This window comes from Staphylococcus schweitzeri (genome assembly GCF_002902405.1).
In the GTDB taxonomy this organism is placed as follows: domain Bacteria; phylum Bacillota; class Bacilli; order Staphylococcales; family Staphylococcaceae; genus Staphylococcus; species Staphylococcus schweitzeri.
Map to the genome: position 1 here is coordinate 87,210 of NZ_PPQS01000047.1, position 20,282 is coordinate 107,491.

Consider the following 20,282-nt stretch of genomic DNA (forward strand, 5'->3'; position numbering starts at 1 on the left):
AAATTTATCGATTTGCGCACGTGTTGACTCAGGCTTCAATAAAGTGTGATCAATCAATTTTGCATCGTTCATTTTAATCTCCTCCTTTATGATTGATTATAAAAATAGAAATTAAATAATAGCTGTCGATGAATCATATTTATTTTAAAAATATAATTATCTTGTCATTGATTTATGTAAACGCATACATGAACAGTTATACATTTTCATTTCCCAAAACATTTAAATGCAATTGAACATGATGCCATATTCACATTTGATGACTTGTCAACAAGCTAATCAGAATTATATTTTTATAATTCTTTAATTCTATAGTACAAAAATTCGCAAAAAAGGGAAACAAATGTTATCTTAAAACTATTAATGAATATTAAGGAGAAGATAACAAATGACAAAAGGTACACCACATATTCAACCAAACGGAGTAAAAATAGCTAAAACTGTATTAATGCCTGGCGATCCGCTACGCGCAAAATATATCGCTGATAACTTTTTAGAAAATGTTGAACAATTTAATGATGTGCGTAACATGTTTGGTTACACAGGTACATATAAAGGTAAAGAAGTATCAGTAATGGGTTCTGGAATGGGAATTCCAAGTATCGGAATTTACTCATATGAGTTATATAATTTCTTTGATGTTGATACAATCATTCGTATTGGTTCTTGTGGCGCATTACAAGAAAATGTTAACTTATACGATGTAATTATTGCACAAGCTGCATCAACAAATTCAAATTACGTAGATCAATACAATATTCCTGGACATTTTGCGCCTATCGCTGACTTTGAGTTAGTTACTAAAGCTAAAAATGTTGCTGACCAAATCGGAGCTACAACTCATGTAGGTAATGTATTATCTTCTGATACATTTTATAACGCTGATTCAACATTCAACGATGCTTGGAAAAAGATGGGGATCTTAGGTATAGAAATGGAATCAGCTGGTCTATATTTAAACGCAATCCATGCTGGTAAAAAAGCACTTGGTATCTTTACAGTTAGCGACCATATTTTACGTGATGAAGCAACAACACCAGAAGAACGTCAAAATTCATTCACGCAAATGATGGAAATTGCTTTAGAAATCGCAGAATAAATTAAAATATAACGATAGTACATCATAGTTTTTGATGTCTATTTTTTCCAAACAAAAAGCCAACATTGACAATGGTCACCTTACCATTGAATGTTGGCTTTTGTATCTATCATTAGTTATCTATAATTAGCTTAAGTAAGATTTAAACATCCAGTTGTGCTTATCAACTGATGTTTGCATTCCAATAAACATATCTTCTGATACATCATCACCGGCATTTCCAGCAATTTCAATTGCTTGTTCTAGTTGTTTAGAAATGTTTGTAAAGTCTTGTGATAATTCTTCTACCATTTGCTCTGCAGAATACCCTTTCGCAGCTTCTTTCACGATTGATTTCTCTAAGCATTCAGTTAAAGTACCTACAGGGTTACCACCTACTGCTAAAATTCTTTCAGCTAATTCATCTACATATTGGCTTGCTTCATTATATAATTCTTCAAATTTAACGTGTAATGAGAAGAAGTTAGGCCCTTTCACATACCAGTGGAAGTTATGTAGTTTAGTATAAGCTACTGTCCAGTTTGCTACTTGTTGGTTTAATTCTTTAACAACATCTTGTTGATTACTCATATTTAATACACTCCTTAAAATCATTAATTTCCTTACTTGTTTATATTAACTATTATATTATAATAATTCTAATCTGTAAAGTGTTTTCACCTTCTTTTTTATAATCATTCTAAATTGATAGTGCGTGTTTTATCACATATTCGTCTACTAACTTACTATACATAATTATACTGTTATGTCTATTATCAATTAGAGCATATATTTTATCAATCAGTTAATTTCACTTTAGCATTATCATCTAAAAAGAATGATTTTTCATATTCATTTGGTTGGTGCCACGTAGTTTTCCACATTCGATTTCGATTATTAGCAAACATTCGATATCCAAAGTTTCGAATTGGTTTTGGTACTAACCATAAACCTACGCCAAGTAGTTTGGTTGCATTAGGTAAAGCTGTGATTAATTTAATAATTGCTTGTGATTCAAAATATATTTTGTCGCCTTTCTGCAAAATCACACTATTTTTATTTGCGGCTTCCGGATGTTGTTCAAAAAATTGTTGTCCGATTTCACCCTTTAAGGTAGCAAATTGATAAGTTTTTGGTAAGCCATGTTGAATTAACCAAATGACATAGTTATAACAATATATACAGTTTCCATCATAATATACGACTGGCATAATTTATTAACTCCTTTATAAATACTTATAGTTAGTTTTCCTTATTTAAAAACATTTAAACTAGGTTGTCACTTTATAAGTCTTAGCGACACGAAATTGACATAAAATTTTATTTAATATTCTATATTTATCGTACGCCACATTTAAAATACCAATCATAATTTTAATCATTTCCAGTAGTAACCATCATAAGTACAGATGTATATATCATTTCTTCCTTTAGTAAATCACATTATTTATCACTAAAAGTTTCTTTTAACATAAATAGCGTCTATTACTAACAATCAACATTTTAGTATTCTGTTCTTAAAACAAAAACGAGTAATCTATAATAAGTTTAGTACTTAACTTATGATTACCCGCTTTATATTTATATGTGGTTTAGATTTTAATGTTCAATTACTAATTCTATCATTCTAGTCGTGTTTAACTTTGACGATACGTGTATATTTCAAAAATTGTTCTGAGTATTTAGCCTTAATATCTTCCAAACTATCATATGTAATACCTACAATATGCCAATTAGGATTGAAATAATAGAAAGAGTCTTTTTGGCGAGACCATTTAATCATATTGCCGTCTTTATTATATCGTGGCAATGTTACTTCATATCCTTCTAAAACATTTATATATGTTTGGAAAATATCCGGATCAATTCGATTAAAATTATCAATAACTAAATAACTTTTGTCTTTTTTCGGCATAAGCTGTGTAATAAAACCTTCACGATAATATAATGCCCCTGTTTCATTAGGTAAATATTTACCGTATAACATATCTTCTGAAAAATCAGGATGTCCAGTTGTAATGACAGGATTGGCATTAGCTTTTTGTAATAAATCATTCGCAGCCTTTAAACCTTCTTCTTTTTGGTCCACGACTAACATGATAAATGGTTTTAACGTTTCTTCTTTTTCATCTTCAAGTAAGTCTGGTTTCTGAACCATTTCAAATGGTGATTTCAAACCATTATTTTCACTCACTTCAAGAATTGCATCATACTGTGCCTGTGACATACTTGCAATTGCTTGCTTGGCATTTTCTTGAAGGAAATATAAATTTTTCAGTTTAGGATGTTTATTTAAAGTACTCAAAGTAATTGGTGTTATATCTTTTTCATAAGACACTTCAATTACAGTACTATTCGTTCTACCTGGAATTGGTGGTTTCTCATGAATATGTTTTGATACCTCTCCAATACCAACGACAGATTGATTTTTCGTTCTATTATAAAAAATAATATTGTCGCCTTCTTCTAACTGAGTATAAAAATGATAACCATTACGTTTAATACCATTGTATGTATGTGTATAAATCGTATATTGGTGACCAGGTTCAAATTCTTCTGTTTCAGCTAAAAAGAAATAACGTGGGATTTTAATTTCCCCTTTTCCAAGTCCGCTAATTAAATCAAACTCTTCAGCTGTAATTTGATTGAACAATGTTTCTTTCATATTACTTATACGAAATTCTAATGCTTCACTACGTTTTAAGTAATCAGCCGTTAAAGGTTTCAATTGTTCATTAAAACGAAACTGTACACGTATTTTATTTTGTGCACCTGTTTCAACACTAATAATCTCACCACATCCAAGTAAACCAGTATCTGTTTGAACTTGATAAAAGATGACTTGATCTCCTACTTTAGCTTTTTTGAATGCTCTAAACCCTTGAGATGGATTAAAATGTGCACCCGATTCAAATAAAGCTGTTTGACCAACTAACGGTTCATTATGATTCCAACGGTTATATCCACAATTCAACCAAAAATAATTTGCTTCTGCTGTCATCTTAATACTCCTTAATTCACTGCGCTTTTATTCGCATTGTTATTATTCCTAATAGCTTAATCTATTAGGTAAGTCGTCCTAATTTGCATTGCAAAAAGTGCGACTTTATATCTGTTTAATAATAAAAATTGTTACAAATAGTTTAACATATTTAGTAACCTATTTTGCATATAAATCATACTTTGAATTAGTAGAGTTAAGTATTCGTTAATCTTAGATACTAATAGCCACTATACTTCTGAAAATAAAAAACTTATACTAATGCCATTGTATGAGATTCGTATTTGGGAGTGGGACAGAATTGATATTTTTATAAAATTTATTTCGTTGTCTCATTCTGTCATGGTTGACTAGAGATGAAAAAGCTAGTTACAAGCATATTTTCATTCAGTCAATCACTGTCAATATAACATTGTAGAACCTAAAACATTCATTTCTGTCCAACTTACATCAATCCTTTTTCACCATTTAAAAATCCCCTCTCTATAGCATCAGTGAGGGGATTCGTTTATAAATAAATATATTTGCGCTATTATATATAAATTGGCTATCTATTCTATATGTTAATTCATCAATTTGCATTAGCTAAAAATTTTTAAATTATTATTAGTTATTAGCAACAAATGTACCGAATAATGGCAACATATTGATGAGCACTGCACTAAATTTTAAAGATGTACTAACTTGTTTGTCTTTAAATGTAATTGCAGCACTGATAATACCTAAAATAGCTACGATACGCGGTATCGTCATGCTTGGATATTGTGGTATATGTAAAAAAGCTCCGAGCCCTGCTATCACACCACATACTAACGCAATATAAAGAAATTGCTTCATTTCATTAACTCCTAAATGATTATTAAATTGCTAAACATAACTAATCATCAATGTGAATTCACCTTCAAAAACACTGTCCAAATCTTCCGAAGTTAAAATAAAGTTAGTGCCTGTTGTTAGTTTGAATATTTCACCATCGACAATTATTTGACCTTCCCCTTGTAACACTGTCACTAAACAAAACTCTCTAGGTTTCATATAATTCAGCGTACCGGAAATCTCCCATTTTACCAACGTAAAGAAATCATTAGATACAATATGTGTACATTTATGATTTTCAATAATTTCGCTTTCTGGCAAAATATTTGGCAGTGGAGCATTATATTGAATAACATCTAAAGCTTTTTCAATATTTAAAGGTCTTTCATTGTTTGAATCATCTTCACGATTATAGTCATATAGTCTATATGTAATATCTGAGGATTGCATCGTTTCATAGGCCAGAATACCCGATGTAATTGTATGTACCGTACCTGCAGGGATAAAATAAAATTCGCCTGGCTTTACTTTAATATATCTCAAAATTGACTCAACTGTACCTTGTTGTACATGATGTGCAATTTCTTCTCTAGATTCTGCTAAAGTGCCTATTACAATTTCTGCATCCTCTTCTGCATCAATGATATACCAACATTCAGACTTACCATATTGCCCATTTTCATGCTCATAAGCATATGAATTATCAGGGTGCACATGAATTGATAGCGATTCTCTCGCATCAACAATTTTAGTTAATAGCGGAAAATCTTTACTCGGAAAATCACCAAACAATTCGCGATGTTCTGACCAAACTTGGTCTAATGTTTGACCTTTATATGGACCATTTATGATTTCGCTTGTACCATTTGGATGTGCGGACACACACCAACATTCTCCAGTTTTATCATTGTCTAGATGATATCCGAACGTCCTTAAACGTTGACCGCCCCATAATTTTGTTTTTAAAATTGGTTGTAAAAATAATGGCATTGTTGCACCTCCATTGTATTTAAGTAAGCAATAGAACTCTGATGATGTTGTTCCATTATGTTTTTCATTGTCTCATTTAAATCGAATCATAAATTCATATAATATAAAATTAACTAATAGTGATTGTATCATATTTAACATTATTGCAGTACCGTCAATTAAAGCGCTTTAATGAAATTTACAACGTCTTTACATTTACAATCCTTACATAAACAAAATATGATATAACGCACTTAATTGTTGTATGTTTCTTATCAAATATACTTGCCCATTATACCAATTAATAAACAACTTTAATAGTTGTGTCATACATTGTTCAAATTATTTGTAAAATACATGTTTATCAGAGGAAAATTCATTTTCATTATCTATCTTGGAATAAATCGTTCATTTTAATAAATAAAACGAGTTACGAAAGTGTAACTCGCTGAAAATGAAACGTATATTCAAAATTAGTCTACGTCACGTTCAAATGATGTTAATGCAGCTTTAATGTCTTGTTCACCACTAATAATTTGAAATTCTTGGTTATTATATTGATTTGATATAACAATTTCTTTTAAAACAGTCGCAACATCTTCTCTAGGTATTTCACCTTTACCTTCAAAATATTGTGCAGCTTCAATTTTTCCAGATCCTGCAGCATTTGTTAATGCACCAGGATGTAATATTGTATAGTTTAAGCCGGAACGTCTTAAGTAATCATCTGCGTAATGTTTAGCAATCGTGTATGGTTTTAAATCACCACTTGCATCGAAAGCTTGTCGTCTCGAATCATATGTTGATACCATGACATAATGCTTAACCCCCGCTTCTTTACTAGCTATCATAGATTTAACAGCACCATCTAAGTCAACGATAATTGTTTTATCTGCACCAGTACCACCTCCAGATCCTACAGAAAAAATTACTTTATCAAAAGGTTTAAATGTCTCAGTTAATGTCTCAATTGAATCATTTTCTACATCAACCAGCGTTGCTTTCATACCTTGCGATTTTAACGCATTTAATTGATCCGGTTGTCTAACACCTGCTGTAAATGCCAAATTTTCTTTTGCTAATTGTTGAACTAATAATGAACCTACACCGCCATTAGCACCTATAACTAAAATATTCATTTATTATCCTCCTTTTTTATAACCACTATGCCATACCACATTATGCACTTTGTAAAACTTTAAACAACTTAATAAAAGATTTGACATCTTATTAAGAACATTATAAATTAATATATGAACAAATATTCATATGAAAGGATTGTCATATAATGTCGGAACAGTATTCAGAAATACATACAGATACTTTGGAACGAGTCACTGATATTTTCAAGGCATTAGGCGATTTTAATCGAATACGTATTATGAATTTGCTATCTGTGAACGAAGCAAGTGTTGGTCACATTTCACACCAATTAAAATTATCTCAATCAAATGTCTCTCACCAATTAAAATTACTTAAAAGCGTTCATCTTGTAAAAGCAAAACGACAAGGTCAGTCAATGATTTACTCATTAGATGACATCCACGTAGCAACTATGTTAAAGCAAGCTATTAATCACGCGAATCATCCTAAAGAAAGTGGGTTATAATATGTCTCATTCACATCATCATCACGACCACATGCACAGTCATGTGACAACAAATAATAAGAAAGTATTATTTATTTCGTTTTTAATTATCGGCCTATACATGTTTATCGAAATCATCGGTGGTTTTCTTGCTAATAGTTTGGCATTATTATCTGATGGTATCCATATGTTTAGCGATACATTTTCATTAGGTATCGCACTCATTGCCTTTATTTATGCTGAAAAAAATGCCACAATTACGAAAACATTTGGTTATAAACGTTTCGAAGTGCTTGCAGCATTATTTAACGGCGTAACGCTGTTTGTAATAAGTATACTCATCGTTTTCGAAGCTATTAAACGTTTCTTTGTTCCTACTGAAGTACAATCTAAAGAAATGTTAATCATTAGTATTATTGGATTAATTGTAAATATCGTTGTGGCTTACTTTATGTTTAAAGGTGGCGACACATCACATAATTTAAATATGCGTGGTGCTTTTTTACATGTTATCGGAGATTTACTTGGTTCAGTTGGCGCTATCACTGCAGCAATTTTAATTTGGGCATTCGGATGGACTATTGCCGATCCTATTGCAAGTATTTTAGTTTCGGTTATTATTTTAAAAAGTGCTTGGGGAATTACAAAATCTTCAATTAACATTTTGATGGAAGGTACACCAAGTGATGTTGATATAGACGAAGTTATAAAAACAATTAAAAAAGATTCACGAATAAAAAGCGTTCATGATTGTCATGTTTGGACAATTTCAAATGATATGAATGCATTAAGTTGTCATGTTGTTGTAGACCACACATTGACAATGAAAGAATGTGAATTATTATTAGAAACCATTGAACACGAATTGTTACATTTAAATATACATCATATGACAATTCAATTAGAAACACCTGATCATAAACATGATGAATCAACTATATGTTCTGGTACACACAGCCACTCACATAACGACCATAGTCATCATCATGCACACGCACATTAATCATTTGAGCCCTACTACCATTGTTAAGAATTACCTATACAATGATTGTAGGGCTTTTGTGTATTTATAATGACTCTATTCTTTTTAAGATAATACTATGTTTATAATCTAATTTTTAATATTATTTCCAGTTTCCGTCACATTAGAGTTAAAATTATCTTGTGATAATTTTCATTTGTTGGGGCCCCTTCCCCCAACCTGCACATTACAGTTAAAATTATCTTGTGATAATTTTCATTTGTTGGGGCCCCATAATTAATTTTTATTAGATATTGATATGAAAATAACGTGTTTTTTGATATTGTATTTATATGAAGAAAAGGAGGCAACACATTGTTTACTTATTATAAATCAGCATTTAAAAATGCTAAACCACAATTATTATTAACATTAATATACGCATTAATTGCATTTGCTGTGGTTGCAGTTGCATATTTATTTGTTAATGCGAAGCTTAACCAGTATTTACAATTGGTTATACTATATGCACAATTTGGGCAACAACCGCCAACAAATGCGTATCTACCTATTATCGCTATATTAATTATAGCATTTTTACTTTCATTGTTTCTGTTTGTTCAAATTTTCATTGGTATTATAAATATTATGAGACGAGCAATTAAAAATGAAAAAGTAGGTTTTATGGATTTAATTATTGCATTTAAAAAAGGGAATTATATGAAGAGCGTGCTTATAGGCCTTGTTTCTATTGGTATGATTATTATCATGTCTCTTCTGATATCATTATTGTCAAATCTATTAATGCCAGTTGGACAAAATATTTTGGCTTCAGTACAAAAATCATTTGCAACTAGTGCGCACTTAATCGGCATCGCTTATACTGTTCAAAGTATCATTATCGTTGTAATTTCAATAATTAAAGCTATTATTACTTGGTTATTGTTAATACCAGTTTTCAACTTTATGATTAGTTTCGTTGAATCAACTAACGATAAAGCGAAAACACACTTAGCTAATGGATTTAAAGCAATGAAAAATGGTCAAAAAACATTTTTCAAATTTTTCATTGGCATACTATTGTTAAACCTAATTTTAATTATTTTTAATACACCAGTTTACTACTTAATTGGTATCAATACGCAATCGATTTCTCAAAGCGCTGCAGAAAATGTTTTGAGAGCATATAGTATCTTCTTAATTATATTATTTGTTGTTATCCACGTAGTCATTTTAATGGGTATCATTCAATACTATTTAAAACGTGGCCAAAAATTATCTAAAGACAAAGTAAAATCAGCTAACAAAAACAAAAATGTTGTGACTGAACCAAAAAGTACAAAAGTAGAAAATGAAAAAGTGACAACATCTGTTGAAACAAAAACAGAAAAAGCACAAGATTCATTAAAAGATGAGACTACAAAAACGATTACTTCAGATAAACCAGAAGACAATCAACCAAAATAAAATTAAGAGCCCCTTACAACTTTAGTTGTTAGGGGCTCTTATGCAGTTGAGCAATGCTGTTAACTGCGTTCCGCTACTTCAACTATGGTTGTCAGGATTCTCTATGGAGGCATTCCTTTTAATTCAATATAAGTTGTTATTGTTCAGTTATTTTAATTTTAAACTAAACTTAAATCCATACATTATATAAAAATGAGGTGTAACCATGACATACGGTACAATTGTAGCTATACTCTGTGCGCTATTTGTAGTGTTCTTTATTCCATACATGGAAAAGAAAAACAAGAAATAGCACAAATGTCTGAAGCAAAATATTTATAAGCAGACAAAAGAGCAACAAGAAATTTTCTAATAGAAAATAACCTTGCTGCTCTTTTGTATATTTCTCATCAACTATTGTAAATTAAATATGAAAACACCAATTATTTAACTAAAAAATGTTTTTCTAAATATTTAGCTGCGCCATCTTCTTCATTCGTATATGTCGTTACATCTGAAGTTAATGCTTGTATTTCAGGGCGTGCATTTTTCATAGCAACTGTATAATGACCAAATTCAAACATTGCTCTATCGTTATCACTGTCTCCAATGACCAATGTTTCATCTTGATGAATACCAAATTTTTCAATCATTTCTTTAATACCAGTCCCCTTATCAGTTTGATAAGCCATTGTTTCTGCATTAAATCTCGATGAATTAGAAACACTAATTTGTAGTTGCACATGATTTTGCTTTAATTCATCTCTAAATGTCGTGATTTTTTCTAAATTCGAACTGAAAAGATAAATTTTTGAATATTCACCTTTTGGAAACTCACCTACCCACTCAATCTTACCTGCAAGTGCTTCTTGTCTAGAAGACCATTCACTATGACTCACACCATTAATTGGATCTTGGCTATGAATCATGTCTCTCATCCATGTTTCATCTTCTTTTAAAGCTACTCTATTTCCTTCAAATGGGAATACCTCATAATAAATATGTTGTTGTTTAGCCAAATCAACTATTTGTTTTACCTGTGTTAAAGATAATCCATGTTTAAAAATTGTATGTCCATCTACTTCACCAATAGTACCATTTGAGCTAATAATACCATCAACAACAAAATCTTGTGGTACTAGTTGATGTATTTCAGAATGTGAACGGCCTGTTGCTAAAAATACTTTGAATCCTTTTTCTCGCATCTGCTTAATAACATCTTTGGTATAAGTTGTCGCCTTATTATTCTCATGTAAAATCGTACCATCCATGTCTAAAAATATTGCTTTTACGTTATCCATATTTCCCTCCACTATCAATGCTATATTAATTAAATTGTGTCATTATTACTTAGTATTTGCAAAGTATTTACTCGAATATCATCATTGTAAAACGTTGATTCCATCGCTGAACTGCTACTTTTTCTTGGAAGAAATGAGACATATTTTCAGATGTTAATATGTCTTCTACAGCACCTTGTTGGATACTTTGACCATCTTTTAACAGTAAAATTTTGGAAAAGTTGGCAGTGATTTCTTCAATAAAGTGCGTTACATAAATCATTGCAAGTGTTGGATACTTATCTGACAGTGCGTCTAATATATTCAACAGCGACTCACGAGCAATAAAATCTAATCCGGCTGCTGGTTCATCTAAAATTAAAATACGCGGCTGCCCCATCAAGGCTCTAGCAATCATTACACGTTGTTTTTCACCGGTAGATAAATAACCAATAAATTGTTGAGCTTTATCAGACATCTCTACTAATTTTAGTAATTGCTGTGCTTCACTTATAATGTCATCATCGACATTTTTATAAACACCTATAGATTTAAAAGCACCACTCATTACAACATCTATTACTGTTTCACCTTCTTGAAATTTCTCCAATAAGCTATGTGATACAAACCCAATTTGCTGACGTACATCGTCTGCAGAATAACCTAATTCACCTGGCATTTTACCGAATAGATTAACAGATCCAGATGTTGCAGGCTCATACGCATTCAAAATATTTAGAAGTGTTGTCTTACCTGCACCATTCAAACCATATAATACCCATTTATCACCTTCAGCAATTTGCCAAGAAACATCTTTTAATATTGTCTTACCTTGTTTAAGACGCTTAACATGATTCAATTCGATTAACATAATCATCCCTCCGTTTTTAAAGGTAACGTTCAATACTTTAAAATTATCGTAACATATTATAATTAATTATCAGACTATTTCGGCAAATTAAATTATGTAGAATCTCGTTTTTGATATAAATCACGATCACAATATTAAGTTTATGCAAAAACACCCTTTTAGACTGATTATCTAAAAGGGCGCTTTCTATACTTTAATTTTAATGCATGCACTGATAAAATATGCGTAATTATTCTACAGTAACTGATTTAGCAAGGTTACGTGGTTTATCCACATCTAAATCTCTGTGTAATGCTGCATAATATGAAATTAATTGTAACGCAACAACTGATACTAATGGCGTTAATAATTCATGAACATGAGGAATGACATATGTGTCGCCTTCTTTTTCAAGACCTTCCATAGAAATGATACATGGGTGTGCACCACGTGCTACTACCTCTTTAACGTTACCACGAATTGATAAATTAACGTTTTCTTGAGTTGCTAAAGCTACAACTGGCGTGCCATCTTCGATTAATGCAATCGTACCATGTTTAAGTTCTCCACCAGCAAAACCTTCTGCTTGAATGTAAGAAATTTCTTTAAGTTTTAATGCACCTTCTAAACTTACATTATAGTCAATTGTACGTCCGATGAAGAATGCATTACGCGTTGTTTCTAAGAAATCTGTTGCAATTTGCTCCATAATCGGCGCATCATCAACAATCGCTTCAATAGCTGTTGTTACTTTTGCCAATTCTCTTAATAGATCAATATCCGCTTCACGACCGTGCTCTTTCGCAACGATTTGAGATAAAATTGATAATACTGCAATTTGCGCAGTGTAGGCTTTTGTAGAAGCAACTGCGATTTCAGGACCAGCATGTAATAACAATGTATGATCTGCTTCACGTGATAATGTTGAACCTGCAACATTAGTAATCGTTAATGATTTATGACCTAATTTCTTAGTTTCAACTAATACTGCACGGCTATCTGCAGTTTCACCTGATTGAGAAATATAAACAAACAATGGTTTTTCAGATAACAATGGCATGTTGTAAACAAACTCAGATGCAACATGTACTTCAGTTGGTACACCAGCCCATTTTTCTAAAAATTCTTTACCTACCAACCCTGCATGGTAACTTGTACCAGCTGCAATTACATAAATACGGTCTGCTTCTTTAACATCATTAATGATATCTTGATCAATTTTCAAGTTACCTTCTGCATCTTGGTACTCTTGAATAATACGACGCATAACTGCAGGCTGTTCGTGAATCTCTTTTAACATATAGTGTGCATAAACACCTTTTTCAGCATCTGATGCATCAATTTCAGCAGTATATGAATCGCGTTCTAGAACGTTTCCATCTGCATCTTTAATAATTACTTCGTCTTTTTTAACAATAACAATTTCATGGTCATGGATTTCTTTATATTCACTTGTTACTTGTAACATTGCAAGTGCATCTGAAGCGATAACGTTGAATCCTTCACCTACACCTAATAATAAAGGTGATTTATTTTTAGCAACATAGATTGTGTCTTTGTCTTCAGCATCTAATAAACCTAATGCATATGAACCATGTAATAATGACACAACTTTTGTAAATGCTTCTTCAGTTGATAGACCTTGATTTGAAAAGTATTCAATTAACTGAACAATAACTTCTGTATCTGTTTCTGAAATAAAAGATACACCTTGTAAATATTCTTTTTTTAACTCTTCATAATTTTCAATAACACCGTTGTGAACTAAAGTGAAACGGCCGTTTGAAGATTGATGAGGATGAGAGTTTTCATGGTTAGGTACACCATGAGTTGCCCAACGTGTGTGACCGATTCCAACAGGACCATCAAAATCAGTGCTATCAGCAACTTTACGCAATTCAGCAATACGTCCTTTTTCTTTAAATACAGTTGTACTATCTTCATTCACTACAGCGATACCTGCTGAATCATAGCCTCTGTATTCTAATTTTTCTAAACCTTTTAATAATAATTCTTTGGCATTATCATAACCAATATAACCTACAATTCCACACATAACTTCATTTTCCTCCATATAGGAATAGTACGCGTAAATTATGATTTATTGTCGATAATTTAGATTAACAATCTGCTTTCATAATATAAATGTGGAATGTACTACTTTGCATTAACCCCACAACAAATTAAGCATAGTTACATCTATTAACTACACAAAATGCTTACACTGTACTTTCCTTTTTAATATTTTTATATTTAGTTTCTGGCGATCTTATTAACTTTGTCCATTAAGTCACCTTAATGTTTTACTTAATAAGCTAACGAATGAGCCACATCCGGGATAGCATCCGCCGATCTATTCGATCACTATCCTCCTCGTCTACAAATATATAAATTACGTTCTATAAAGATCACTCTTATATTAATCTTTAATCTTCAAACACAATTATTTATTTGTACAGGCGCTTTAACTGTATTACCGAACTTTCCCCCTTTCCATTAATCATTATTGTACAACGGTGTTGTTTTATTTTGCAAATATTTTCACAATAAAATTTTAAAAATCCTAAAACAATATTTTAGTTTTACATTTTCAAAATATCTATGTGGTCACATTTATGACACTTTATTTAATTTTGTCACATTTATTTTGACAAAGTTAATTTTTGTTTATATTGAGTAATAAGCAATAGCTCTTTAAACTAAATATAGTCACATATATTAAAAAAGAGGTGTAAATATGTCGCAAACTGAAGAGAAAAAAGGAATTGGTCGTCGCGTTCAAGCATTTGGATCATTTTTGAGTAGTATGATTATGCCAAACATTGGTGCATTCATCGCTTGGGGTTTCATCGCGGCCATTTTTATAGATAATGGTTGGTTACCGAATAAAGATTTAGCTACGTTGGCTGGTCCAATGATTACTTATTTAATTCCATTACTAATCGCATTTAGTGGCGGTCGTTTAATTTATGATTTACGTGGTGGTATTATCGCTGCAACGGCAACTATGGGGGTCATCGTTGCTTTACCTGATACACCAATGTTACTTGGAGCTATGATAATGGGTCCATTAGTTGGTTGGTTAATGAAGAAGACTGACCAAATTATCCAACCTAGAACGCCACAAGGTTTTGAAATGTTATTTAATAATTTTTCAGCTGGTATTTTAGGATTTATCATGACAATTGCAGGATTTAAAATTTTAGCACCACTTATGAAATTTATCATGCATATTTTATCAGTTGCAGTAGAAGCATTAGTGCATGCACATTTACTTCCACTTGTAAGTATTTTAGTAGAACCTGCAAAAATCGTATTTTTAAACAATGCGATTAATCACGGTGTATTCACTCCACTTGGTGCTGACCAAGCTGCAAAAGCTGGTCAATCTATTTTATACACAATTGAGTCAAATCCTGGACCAGGTTTAGGTATCTTACTTGCTTATATGATTTTTGGAAAAGGTACTGCAAAAGCAACTTCATATGGTGCTGGAATTATCCACTTCTTCGGTGGTATTCATGAAATTTATTTCCCATATGTATTAATGCGTCCTTTATTATTTATCGCTGTTATTTTAGGTGGTATGACTGGAGTTGCAACTTATCAAGCAACAGGATTCGGATTTAAAAGTCCAGCATCACCAGGTTCATTTATTGTTTACTGTTTAAATGCACCTAGAGGCGAATTCTTGCACATGTTACTCGGTGTCTTCCTTGCTGCACTTGTATCATTTGTCGTAGCAGCTTTAATTATGAAGTTCACTAAAGAACCAAAACAAGATTTAGAAGCCGCAACGGCTCAAATGGAAACTACTAAAGGTAAAAAATCAAGTGTTGCTTCTAAGTTAGTGTCTTCTGATGAAGATGCGAAAGTTGAAGCGGATGTTAATACTGAAGCAAAAACGAATGCAGATGAAACCTCTACATTAGAGGATGATCCTGAGGCCTTATTGGATAATTACAATACCGAAGACGTTGATGCACACAATTACAATAATATAGATCATGTTATCTTTGCCTGCGATGCGGGTATGGGTTCTAGTGCAATGGGCGCAAGTATGTTACGTAACAAATTCAAAAAAGCAGGTATTAATGATATTACTGTAACAAATACTGCAATTAATCAATTGCCAAAAGATGCACAATTAGTTATTACTCAGAAAAAATTAACTGACCGCGCTATTAAACAAACACCAAATGCCATTCATATTTCAGTGGATAACTTCCTTAATTCACCAAGATATGAAGAGCTTTTAAATAATCTTAAAAAAGATGATCAAGCATAATAATTAAATAAATTATAAATGGAGGATACCGCCATGTTATTGAGTACACGTGAAAAAGAAATGATTGCCCTATTGATTAAATATAACGGTCAATATGTCACTATACACGACATCGCTCAGCAACTTGCGGTGTCCTCTCGTACTATTCACCGTGAATTAAAAGGTGTCGAAGCATATCTAACTTCCTTTTCATTAACTTTAGAACGTGCAAACAAAAAGGGCCTACGCATCGCTGGTGCAGACTCTGATTTAAATGATTTGAAACTATCCCTTGCACAACATCAAACAATTGATTTATCTGTTGAAGAACAAAAAGTAATTATTTTATATGCTCTGATACAAGCCAAAGACCCAGTTAAACAATATAGTTTAGCTCAAGAAATTGGTGTTTCAGTCCAAACTTTAGCGAAAATGTTAGATGATTTAGAGCTTGATTTAAATAGTTACCAATTATCATTGTCACGAAAACGTGGCGAAGGCATCTATTTAGTAGGTACAGAGTCAAAAAAACGTGAATTTTTAAGTCAATTGATGGTGAATAACTTAAATAGTACTAGTGTTTATTCAGTTATAGAAAACCACTTTGTCTTTCATTCATTGAATCAAATTCACCAAGATTTTGTTGATTTAGAACGCATTTTCAATGTAGAACGTCTATTAATGGATTACTTGAGCGCCTTACCTTATCAACTTACCGAATCAAGTTATTTAACATTGACTGTGCATATCGTGCTGTCTATTACACGTATTAAAAACGGAGAATATGTTGCATTAAACGATGATATTTATGATTCTGTGCAACATACATTTGAACATAAAATTGCAAGTGAGCTTGCCGATAAACTTGGTCAAATTTATGATGTCACATTTAATCAGGCAGAAATTGCCTTCATCACCATTCATTTACGCGGTGCTAAACGCAAAAATCTAAATGATACATCATTAAACAATCAAGATGAAGCGCACAAGATTAAACCTTTCGTAAAGAAAGTAGAAACAATTACAGGTACCACATTTGTAGATTTGGATACATTGGTAGATGGGTTAACACTTCATCTCAACCCTGCCATTAATCGTTTACAAGCGAACATTGAAACATATAATCCTCTAACAGACATGATTAAATTCAAATATCCAAGGTTATTTGAAAATGTCAGATTGGCATTAAGTGAAAGTTGGCCTGAATTGATTTTCCCTGAAAGTGAAATTGCATTTATTGTGTTGCACTTTGGTGGTTCTATTAAAAATCAAGGTAATCGCTTTTTAAACATACTGGTCGTTTGTAGCAGTGGTATAGGGACTAGTCGTCTATTATCAACACGACTTGAACAAGTATTTAATGAAATTGAGCGTATTACTCAAGCATCAGTCAGTGATTTAAACACACTAGACTTAACTCAATACGATGGCATCATTTCTACTGTAAACTTAGACATTGCATCCCCCTATTTAACGGTAAATCCTTTATTACCTGATAATGATGTAAGTTATGTCGCACAATTTTTAAATACAAAATCTATACCCGAAGGCAATTATGTAAATTCAATAAATACAAATATTGAAAATAAAACAACCTTACCACAAGAAGCTACACCTATTGAAAATAACCATAGATTTGATTCGGAATCAATATTTGAATTCCAGTTAAATGATAATAATTCCGAACAATTGATGCATAATATGCGTTCAGGTTTAACTTTACTTGATTCAGTGAAAATAGATTATGCAGATGTTAAACAATGGCACATATACATTGCAGAGTACTTACAACAATATGATGTGATTAATGACACACAGTCATTCGCTGAACTACTTCAACAAGGGTTGATTGAGAATCCAGGGTGGATTTTAAGTCCATATCCAATTGCAATACCACATCTAAAGGACAATTTGATTCAGCAACCAATAATTTTAATTACTATTTTAGATCAACCATTAGTATTGCAGAGTATTCAAAATGACAATCAAAAAATTAAATATATGATTTCCATGTTTATTCCTGATAATGATTTTATGGCATCAATTGTAAGTGACTTATCCGAAATCTTAAGTATGCAATTAGAATCCATTGATACTTTTATGAAAAATCCACAGGAACTAAAAACATTATTGAGAAACAAATTTTTAAAACGAATTCAAAATCAATTTATTTAGGAGTGTAAAAAATGAGTGAACTATTTAGTAATGACAATATCTTTTTAAATGTAAATGTAAATAATCAAAATGAAGCAATTGAAAAAGCCGGTAAAGCATTGGTTGATAGCGGTGCTGTTACAGATGCCTATATTCAAGCAATGAAAGACCGTGAACAAGTTGTATCGACGTTTATGGGCAATGCACTAGCTATTCCCCATGGTACAGATGAAGCCAAAACAAATGTTATTCATTCAGGTTTAACTTTATTACAAATTCCAGAAGGCGTTGATTGGGACGGAGAACAAGTTAAAATCGTCGTTGGTATCGCTGGTAAAGACGGAGAACATTTAGACTTATTATCTAAAATAGCCATTACTTTTAGCGAAGAAGAAAATGTTGATCGTATTGTTCAAGCAAAATCTGCTGAAGAAATTAAACAAGTATTCGAGGAGGCCGATGCATAATGAAAGCTGTTCACTTTGGTGCTGGTAATATAGGTCGCGGATTTATTGGATATATACTAGCAGATAACAATGTTAAAGTAACCTTTGCAGACGTCAATGCAGAAATTATTAATGCCTTAGCTAATGAACATCAATATGATGTCATTTTAGCTGATGAGTCTAAATCAACAACACGCGTAAATAATGTTGATGCTATTAATTCAATGCAAGCTTCTGAAGAATTGAAACAAGCGATTCTTGATGCTGATATAATTACTACAGCCGTTGGTGTTAATATTTTACCTATAATCGCTAAAACTTTTGCACCATTTTTAAAAGAAAAAACGAATCATGTCAACATTGTTGCATGTGAAAATGCAATTATGGCAACAGATACATTAAAACAAGCAATTCTTGATATTACTGGTCCGCTTGGTGATAATATTCATTTTGCTAACTCAGCAGTTGATAGAATTGTACCTTTACAAAAAAACGAAAATATTTTAGATGTTATGGTAGAGCCATTTTACGAATGGGTTGTTGAAAAAGACGCTTGGTATGGTAAAGAATTAAATCATATTAAGTATGTTGAAGACTTAACGCCTTATATTGAGCGAAAATTACTTACTGTCAACACAGGTCATGCATACTTAGCGTATGCTGGTAAGTTTGAAGGTAAAGCTACAGTTTTAGACGCTATTGAAGATAGTTCAATTGAAGCTGGATTACGCCGTGTTCTTGCCGAAACAAGTCAATATATTACAACTGAATTTGATTTTACTGAAGCGGAACAAGCTGGCTACGTTGAAAAAATCATCGGTCGTTTCAACAATCCATATCTATCTGACGAAGTTACACGTGTAGGTCGTGGTACATTACGTAAAATTGGACCTAAAGATAGAATTATTAAACCATTGACTTACCTTTACAATAAAGATTTAGAGCGCACTGGATTATTGAATACAGCAGCATTATTATTAAAATATGAAGATTCAGCAGATCAAGAAACTATTGAGAAAAATAATTACATTAATGAACATGGTTTGAAAGCCTTCTTAAATGAATATGCTAAAGTCAACGATGGCTTAGCTGATGAGATTATCGCAGCATACAATTCACTTTCATAATTTATCAGTATTGTTGTTCAAATTTTATATTTCAAATACTGTTAGTAAAAGTTTTGTTTTATTTTGCAATGCTAAATTATTTATGATAAACCTCTAAATAATAAAATACTCCCTTCAACATAGACACATAATTTGCGCTATGTATGAAAGGAGTATTTTTACGTCAATTAACTGTTTTAATTATATTCCATCTATTAAATTTATTGATAAGCATTAAAACATATTGATATTTACTTTAGTCTGGGTTGTTTTCGTAAGAACTTTTTCACTCTAATATGGCTTGAGACCAACTTCGAATA

The 20,282-nt window shown here is 31.7% G+C and carries 17 protein-coding genes and 1 pseudogene; 8 read left to right on the forward strand and 10 right to left on the reverse strand.

What is annotated here, in order from left to right; all coding sequences use genetic code 11:
* Positions 1-72 (reverse strand): annotated as a pseudogene (locus tag CD116_RS11550) (deoxyribose-phosphate aldolase); the annotation flags it as partial.
* A 316-nt stretch (positions 73-388) separates the two neighbouring features.
* Here CD116_RS11550 and deoD point away from each other — a divergent pair.
* On the forward strand, positions 389-1,099 hold the full coding sequence (gene deoD / locus CD116_RS11555; protein WP_031787715.1) for a purine-nucleoside phosphorylase: 711 nt from the start codon (positions 389-391) through the stop codon (positions 1,097-1,099).
* 126 nt (positions 1,100-1,225) lie between these two features.
* On the opposite strand, the gene CD116_RS11560 is transcribed toward deoD, so the two are convergent.
* The 6 genes from CD116_RS11560 to CD116_RS11585 all read right to left on the reverse strand — a co-directional run bounded on the left by CD116_RS11560 (position 1,226) and on the right by CD116_RS11585 (position 7,003).
* The gene (locus CD116_RS11560) at positions 1,226-1,669 is read right to left on the reverse strand and encodes a Dps family protein (protein ID WP_047427996.1); all 444 of its coding nucleotides are present in this window, start codon (positions 1,667-1,669) and stop codon (positions 1,226-1,228) included.
* A 206-nt stretch (positions 1,670-1,875) separates the two neighbouring features.
* Positions 1,876-2,289: a thiol-disulfide oxidoreductase DCC family protein gene (locus tag CD116_RS11565; protein WP_047531954.1), complete on the reverse strand. Its 414-nt coding sequence runs from the start codon at positions 2,287-2,289 to the stop codon at positions 1,876-1,878.
* A 416-nt stretch (positions 2,290-2,705) separates the two neighbouring features.
* A complete protein-coding gene (locus tag CD116_RS11570; protein ID WP_031787716.1) occupies positions 2,706-4,079 on the reverse strand; it encodes an EVE domain-containing protein in 1,374 nt (457 codons plus the stop codon).
* Positions 4,080-4,685: 606 nt separating this feature from the next.
* Entirely contained in the window at positions 4,686-4,916 is a 231-nt protein-coding gene (locus CD116_RS11575) for a hypothetical protein (protein WP_047450346.1), read from the reverse strand.
* Between the two features lie 30 nt (positions 4,917-4,946).
* Positions 4,947-5,885, reverse strand: coding sequence for a type I phosphomannose isomerase catalytic subunit (locus CD116_RS11580; protein ID WP_047551016.1), 939 nt, complete (start codon positions 5,883-5,885; stop codon positions 4,947-4,949).
* 452 nt (positions 5,886-6,337) lie between these two features.
* Positions 6,338-7,003, reverse strand: a complete 666-nt coding sequence (locus CD116_RS11585; RefSeq protein ID WP_047551019.1) for an SDR family oxidoreductase — start codon at positions 7,001-7,003, stop codon at positions 6,338-6,340.
* Positions 7,004-7,152: 149 nt separating this feature from the next.
* Here CD116_RS11585 and czrA point away from each other — a divergent pair, with 149 nt between their 5' ends.
* The 3 genes from czrA to CD116_RS11600 all read left to right on the forward strand — a co-directional run bounded on the left by czrA (position 7,153) and on the right by CD116_RS11600 (position 9,880).
* Positions 7,153-7,473 (forward strand): Zn(II)-responsive metalloregulatory transcriptional repressor CzrA, encoded by a 321-nt coding sequence (gene czrA, locus CD116_RS11590; RefSeq protein WP_047551022.1) that lies wholly within the window; start codon positions 7,153-7,155, stop codon positions 7,471-7,473.
* Between the two features lies 1 nt (position 7,474).
* On the forward strand, positions 7,475-8,455 hold the full coding sequence (gene czrB, locus CD116_RS11595; protein ID WP_047551025.1) for a CDF family zinc efflux transporter CzrB: 981 nt from the start codon (positions 7,475-7,477) through the stop codon (positions 8,453-8,455).
* A 333-nt stretch (positions 8,456-8,788) separates the two neighbouring features.
* Complete coding sequence (locus tag CD116_RS11600; protein WP_047551029.1) at positions 8,789-9,880, forward strand: hypothetical protein; 1,092 nt, start codon at positions 8,789-8,791, stop codon at positions 9,878-9,880.
* Between the two features lie 422 nt (positions 9,881-10,302).
* On the opposite strand, the gene CD116_RS11610 is transcribed toward CD116_RS11600, so the two are convergent.
* The 3 genes from CD116_RS11610 to glmS form a co-directional block, all read right to left on the reverse strand.
* Entirely contained in the window at positions 10,303-11,160 is an 858-nt protein-coding gene (locus CD116_RS11610) for an HAD family hydrolase (RefSeq protein WP_047551032.1), read from the reverse strand.
* A 67-nt stretch (positions 11,161-11,227) separates the two neighbouring features.
* The gene (locus tag CD116_RS11615) at positions 11,228-12,010 is read right to left on the reverse strand and encodes an ABC transporter ATP-binding protein (RefSeq protein ID WP_047551034.1); all 783 of its coding nucleotides are present in this window, start codon (positions 12,008-12,010) and stop codon (positions 11,228-11,230) included.
* 229 nt (positions 12,011-12,239) lie between these two features.
* Positions 12,240-14,045, reverse strand: coding sequence for a glutamine--fructose-6-phosphate transaminase (isomerizing) (gene glmS, locus CD116_RS11620; protein ID WP_047551037.1), 1,806 nt, complete (start codon positions 14,043-14,045; stop codon positions 12,240-12,242).
* Between the two features lie 681 nt (positions 14,046-14,726).
* On the opposite strand from glmS, the gene CD116_RS11625 reads away from it, so the two are divergent.
* Genes CD116_RS11625 through CD116_RS11640 form a run of 4 tightly spaced genes read left to right on the forward strand, consistent with a single transcriptional unit; the run spans position 14,727 to position 19,983 of the window.
* A complete protein-coding gene (locus tag CD116_RS11625; protein ID WP_047551040.1) occupies positions 14,727-16,277 on the forward strand; it encodes a PTS mannitol transporter subunit IIBC in 1,551 nt (516 codons plus the stop codon).
* A 33-nt stretch (positions 16,278-16,310) separates the two neighbouring features.
* On the forward strand, positions 16,311-18,431 hold the full coding sequence (locus tag CD116_RS11630) for a BglG family transcription antiterminator (RefSeq protein ID WP_047551043.1): 2,121 nt from the start codon (positions 16,311-16,313) through the stop codon (positions 18,429-18,431).
* Positions 18,432-18,442: 11 nt separating this feature from the next.
* Complete coding sequence (locus tag CD116_RS11635) at positions 18,443-18,877, forward strand: PTS mannitol transporter subunit IIA (protein WP_047428038.1); 435 nt, start codon at positions 18,443-18,445, stop codon at positions 18,875-18,877.
* Positions 18,877-19,983 (forward strand): mannitol-1-phosphate 5-dehydrogenase, encoded by a 1,107-nt coding sequence (locus tag CD116_RS11640; RefSeq protein WP_047450367.1) that lies wholly within the window; start codon positions 18,877-18,879, stop codon positions 19,981-19,983. The genes CD116_RS11635 and CD116_RS11640 overlap by 1 nt, the downstream gene beginning before the upstream one ends.
* Positions 19,984-20,282: the final 299 nt, after the last annotated feature.

Excerpts from the sequence above, each read along its gene's own strand:
- CD116_RS11575 (WP_047450346.1), bottom strand. The coding sequence starts at position 4,916 with ATGAAGCAATTTCTTTATATTGCGTTAGTATGTGGTGTGATAGCAGGG.
- glmS (WP_047551037.1), bottom strand. The coding sequence starts at position 14,045 with ATGTGTGGAATTGTAGGTTATATTGGTTATGATAATGCCAAAGAATTA.
- CD116_RS11560 (WP_047427996.1), bottom strand. The coding sequence starts at position 1,669 with ATGAGTAATCAACAAGATGTTGTTAAAGAATTAAACCAACAAGTAGCA.
- CD116_RS11625 (WP_047551040.1), top strand. The coding sequence starts at position 14,727 with ATGTCGCAAACTGAAGAGAAAAAAGGAATTGGTCGTCGCGTTCAAGCA.
- CD116_RS11585 (WP_047551019.1), bottom strand. The coding sequence starts at position 7,003 with ATGAATATTTTAGTTATAGGTGCTAATGGCGGTGTAGGTTCATTATTA.
- czrA (WP_047551022.1), top strand. The coding sequence starts at position 7,153 with ATGTCGGAACAGTATTCAGAAATACATACAGATACTTTGGAACGAGTC.
- CD116_RS11640 (WP_047450367.1), top strand. The coding sequence starts at position 18,877 with ATGAAAGCTGTTCACTTTGGTGCTGGTAATATAGGTCGCGGATTTATT.
- CD116_RS11570 (WP_031787716.1), bottom strand. The coding sequence starts at position 4,079 with ATGACAGCAGAAGCAAATTATTTTTGGTTGAATTGTGGATATAACCGT.
- CD116_RS11615 (WP_047551034.1), bottom strand. The coding sequence starts at position 12,010 with ATGTTAATCGAATTGAATCATGTTAAGCGTCTTAAACAAGGTAAGACA.
- CD116_RS11630 (WP_047551043.1), top strand. The coding sequence starts at position 16,311 with ATGTTATTGAGTACACGTGAAAAAGAAATGATTGCCCTATTGATTAAA.
- CD116_RS11610 (WP_047551032.1), bottom strand. The coding sequence starts at position 11,160 with ATGGATAACGTAAAAGCAATATTTTTAGACATGGATGGTACGATTTTA.
- CD116_RS11635 (WP_047428038.1), top strand. The coding sequence starts at position 18,443 with ATGAGTGAACTATTTAGTAATGACAATATCTTTTTAAATGTAAATGTA.
- CD116_RS11565 (WP_047531954.1), bottom strand. The coding sequence starts at position 2,289 with ATGCCAGTCGTATATTATGATGGAAACTGTATATATTGTTATAACTAT.
- CD116_RS11580 (WP_047551016.1), bottom strand. The coding sequence starts at position 5,885 with ATGCCATTATTTTTACAACCAATTTTAAAAACAAAATTATGGGGCGGT.
- deoD (WP_031787715.1), top strand. The coding sequence starts at position 389 with ATGACAAAAGGTACACCACATATTCAACCAAACGGAGTAAAAATAGCT.
- czrB (WP_047551025.1), top strand. The coding sequence starts at position 7,475 with ATGTCTCATTCACATCATCATCACGACCACATGCACAGTCATGTGACA.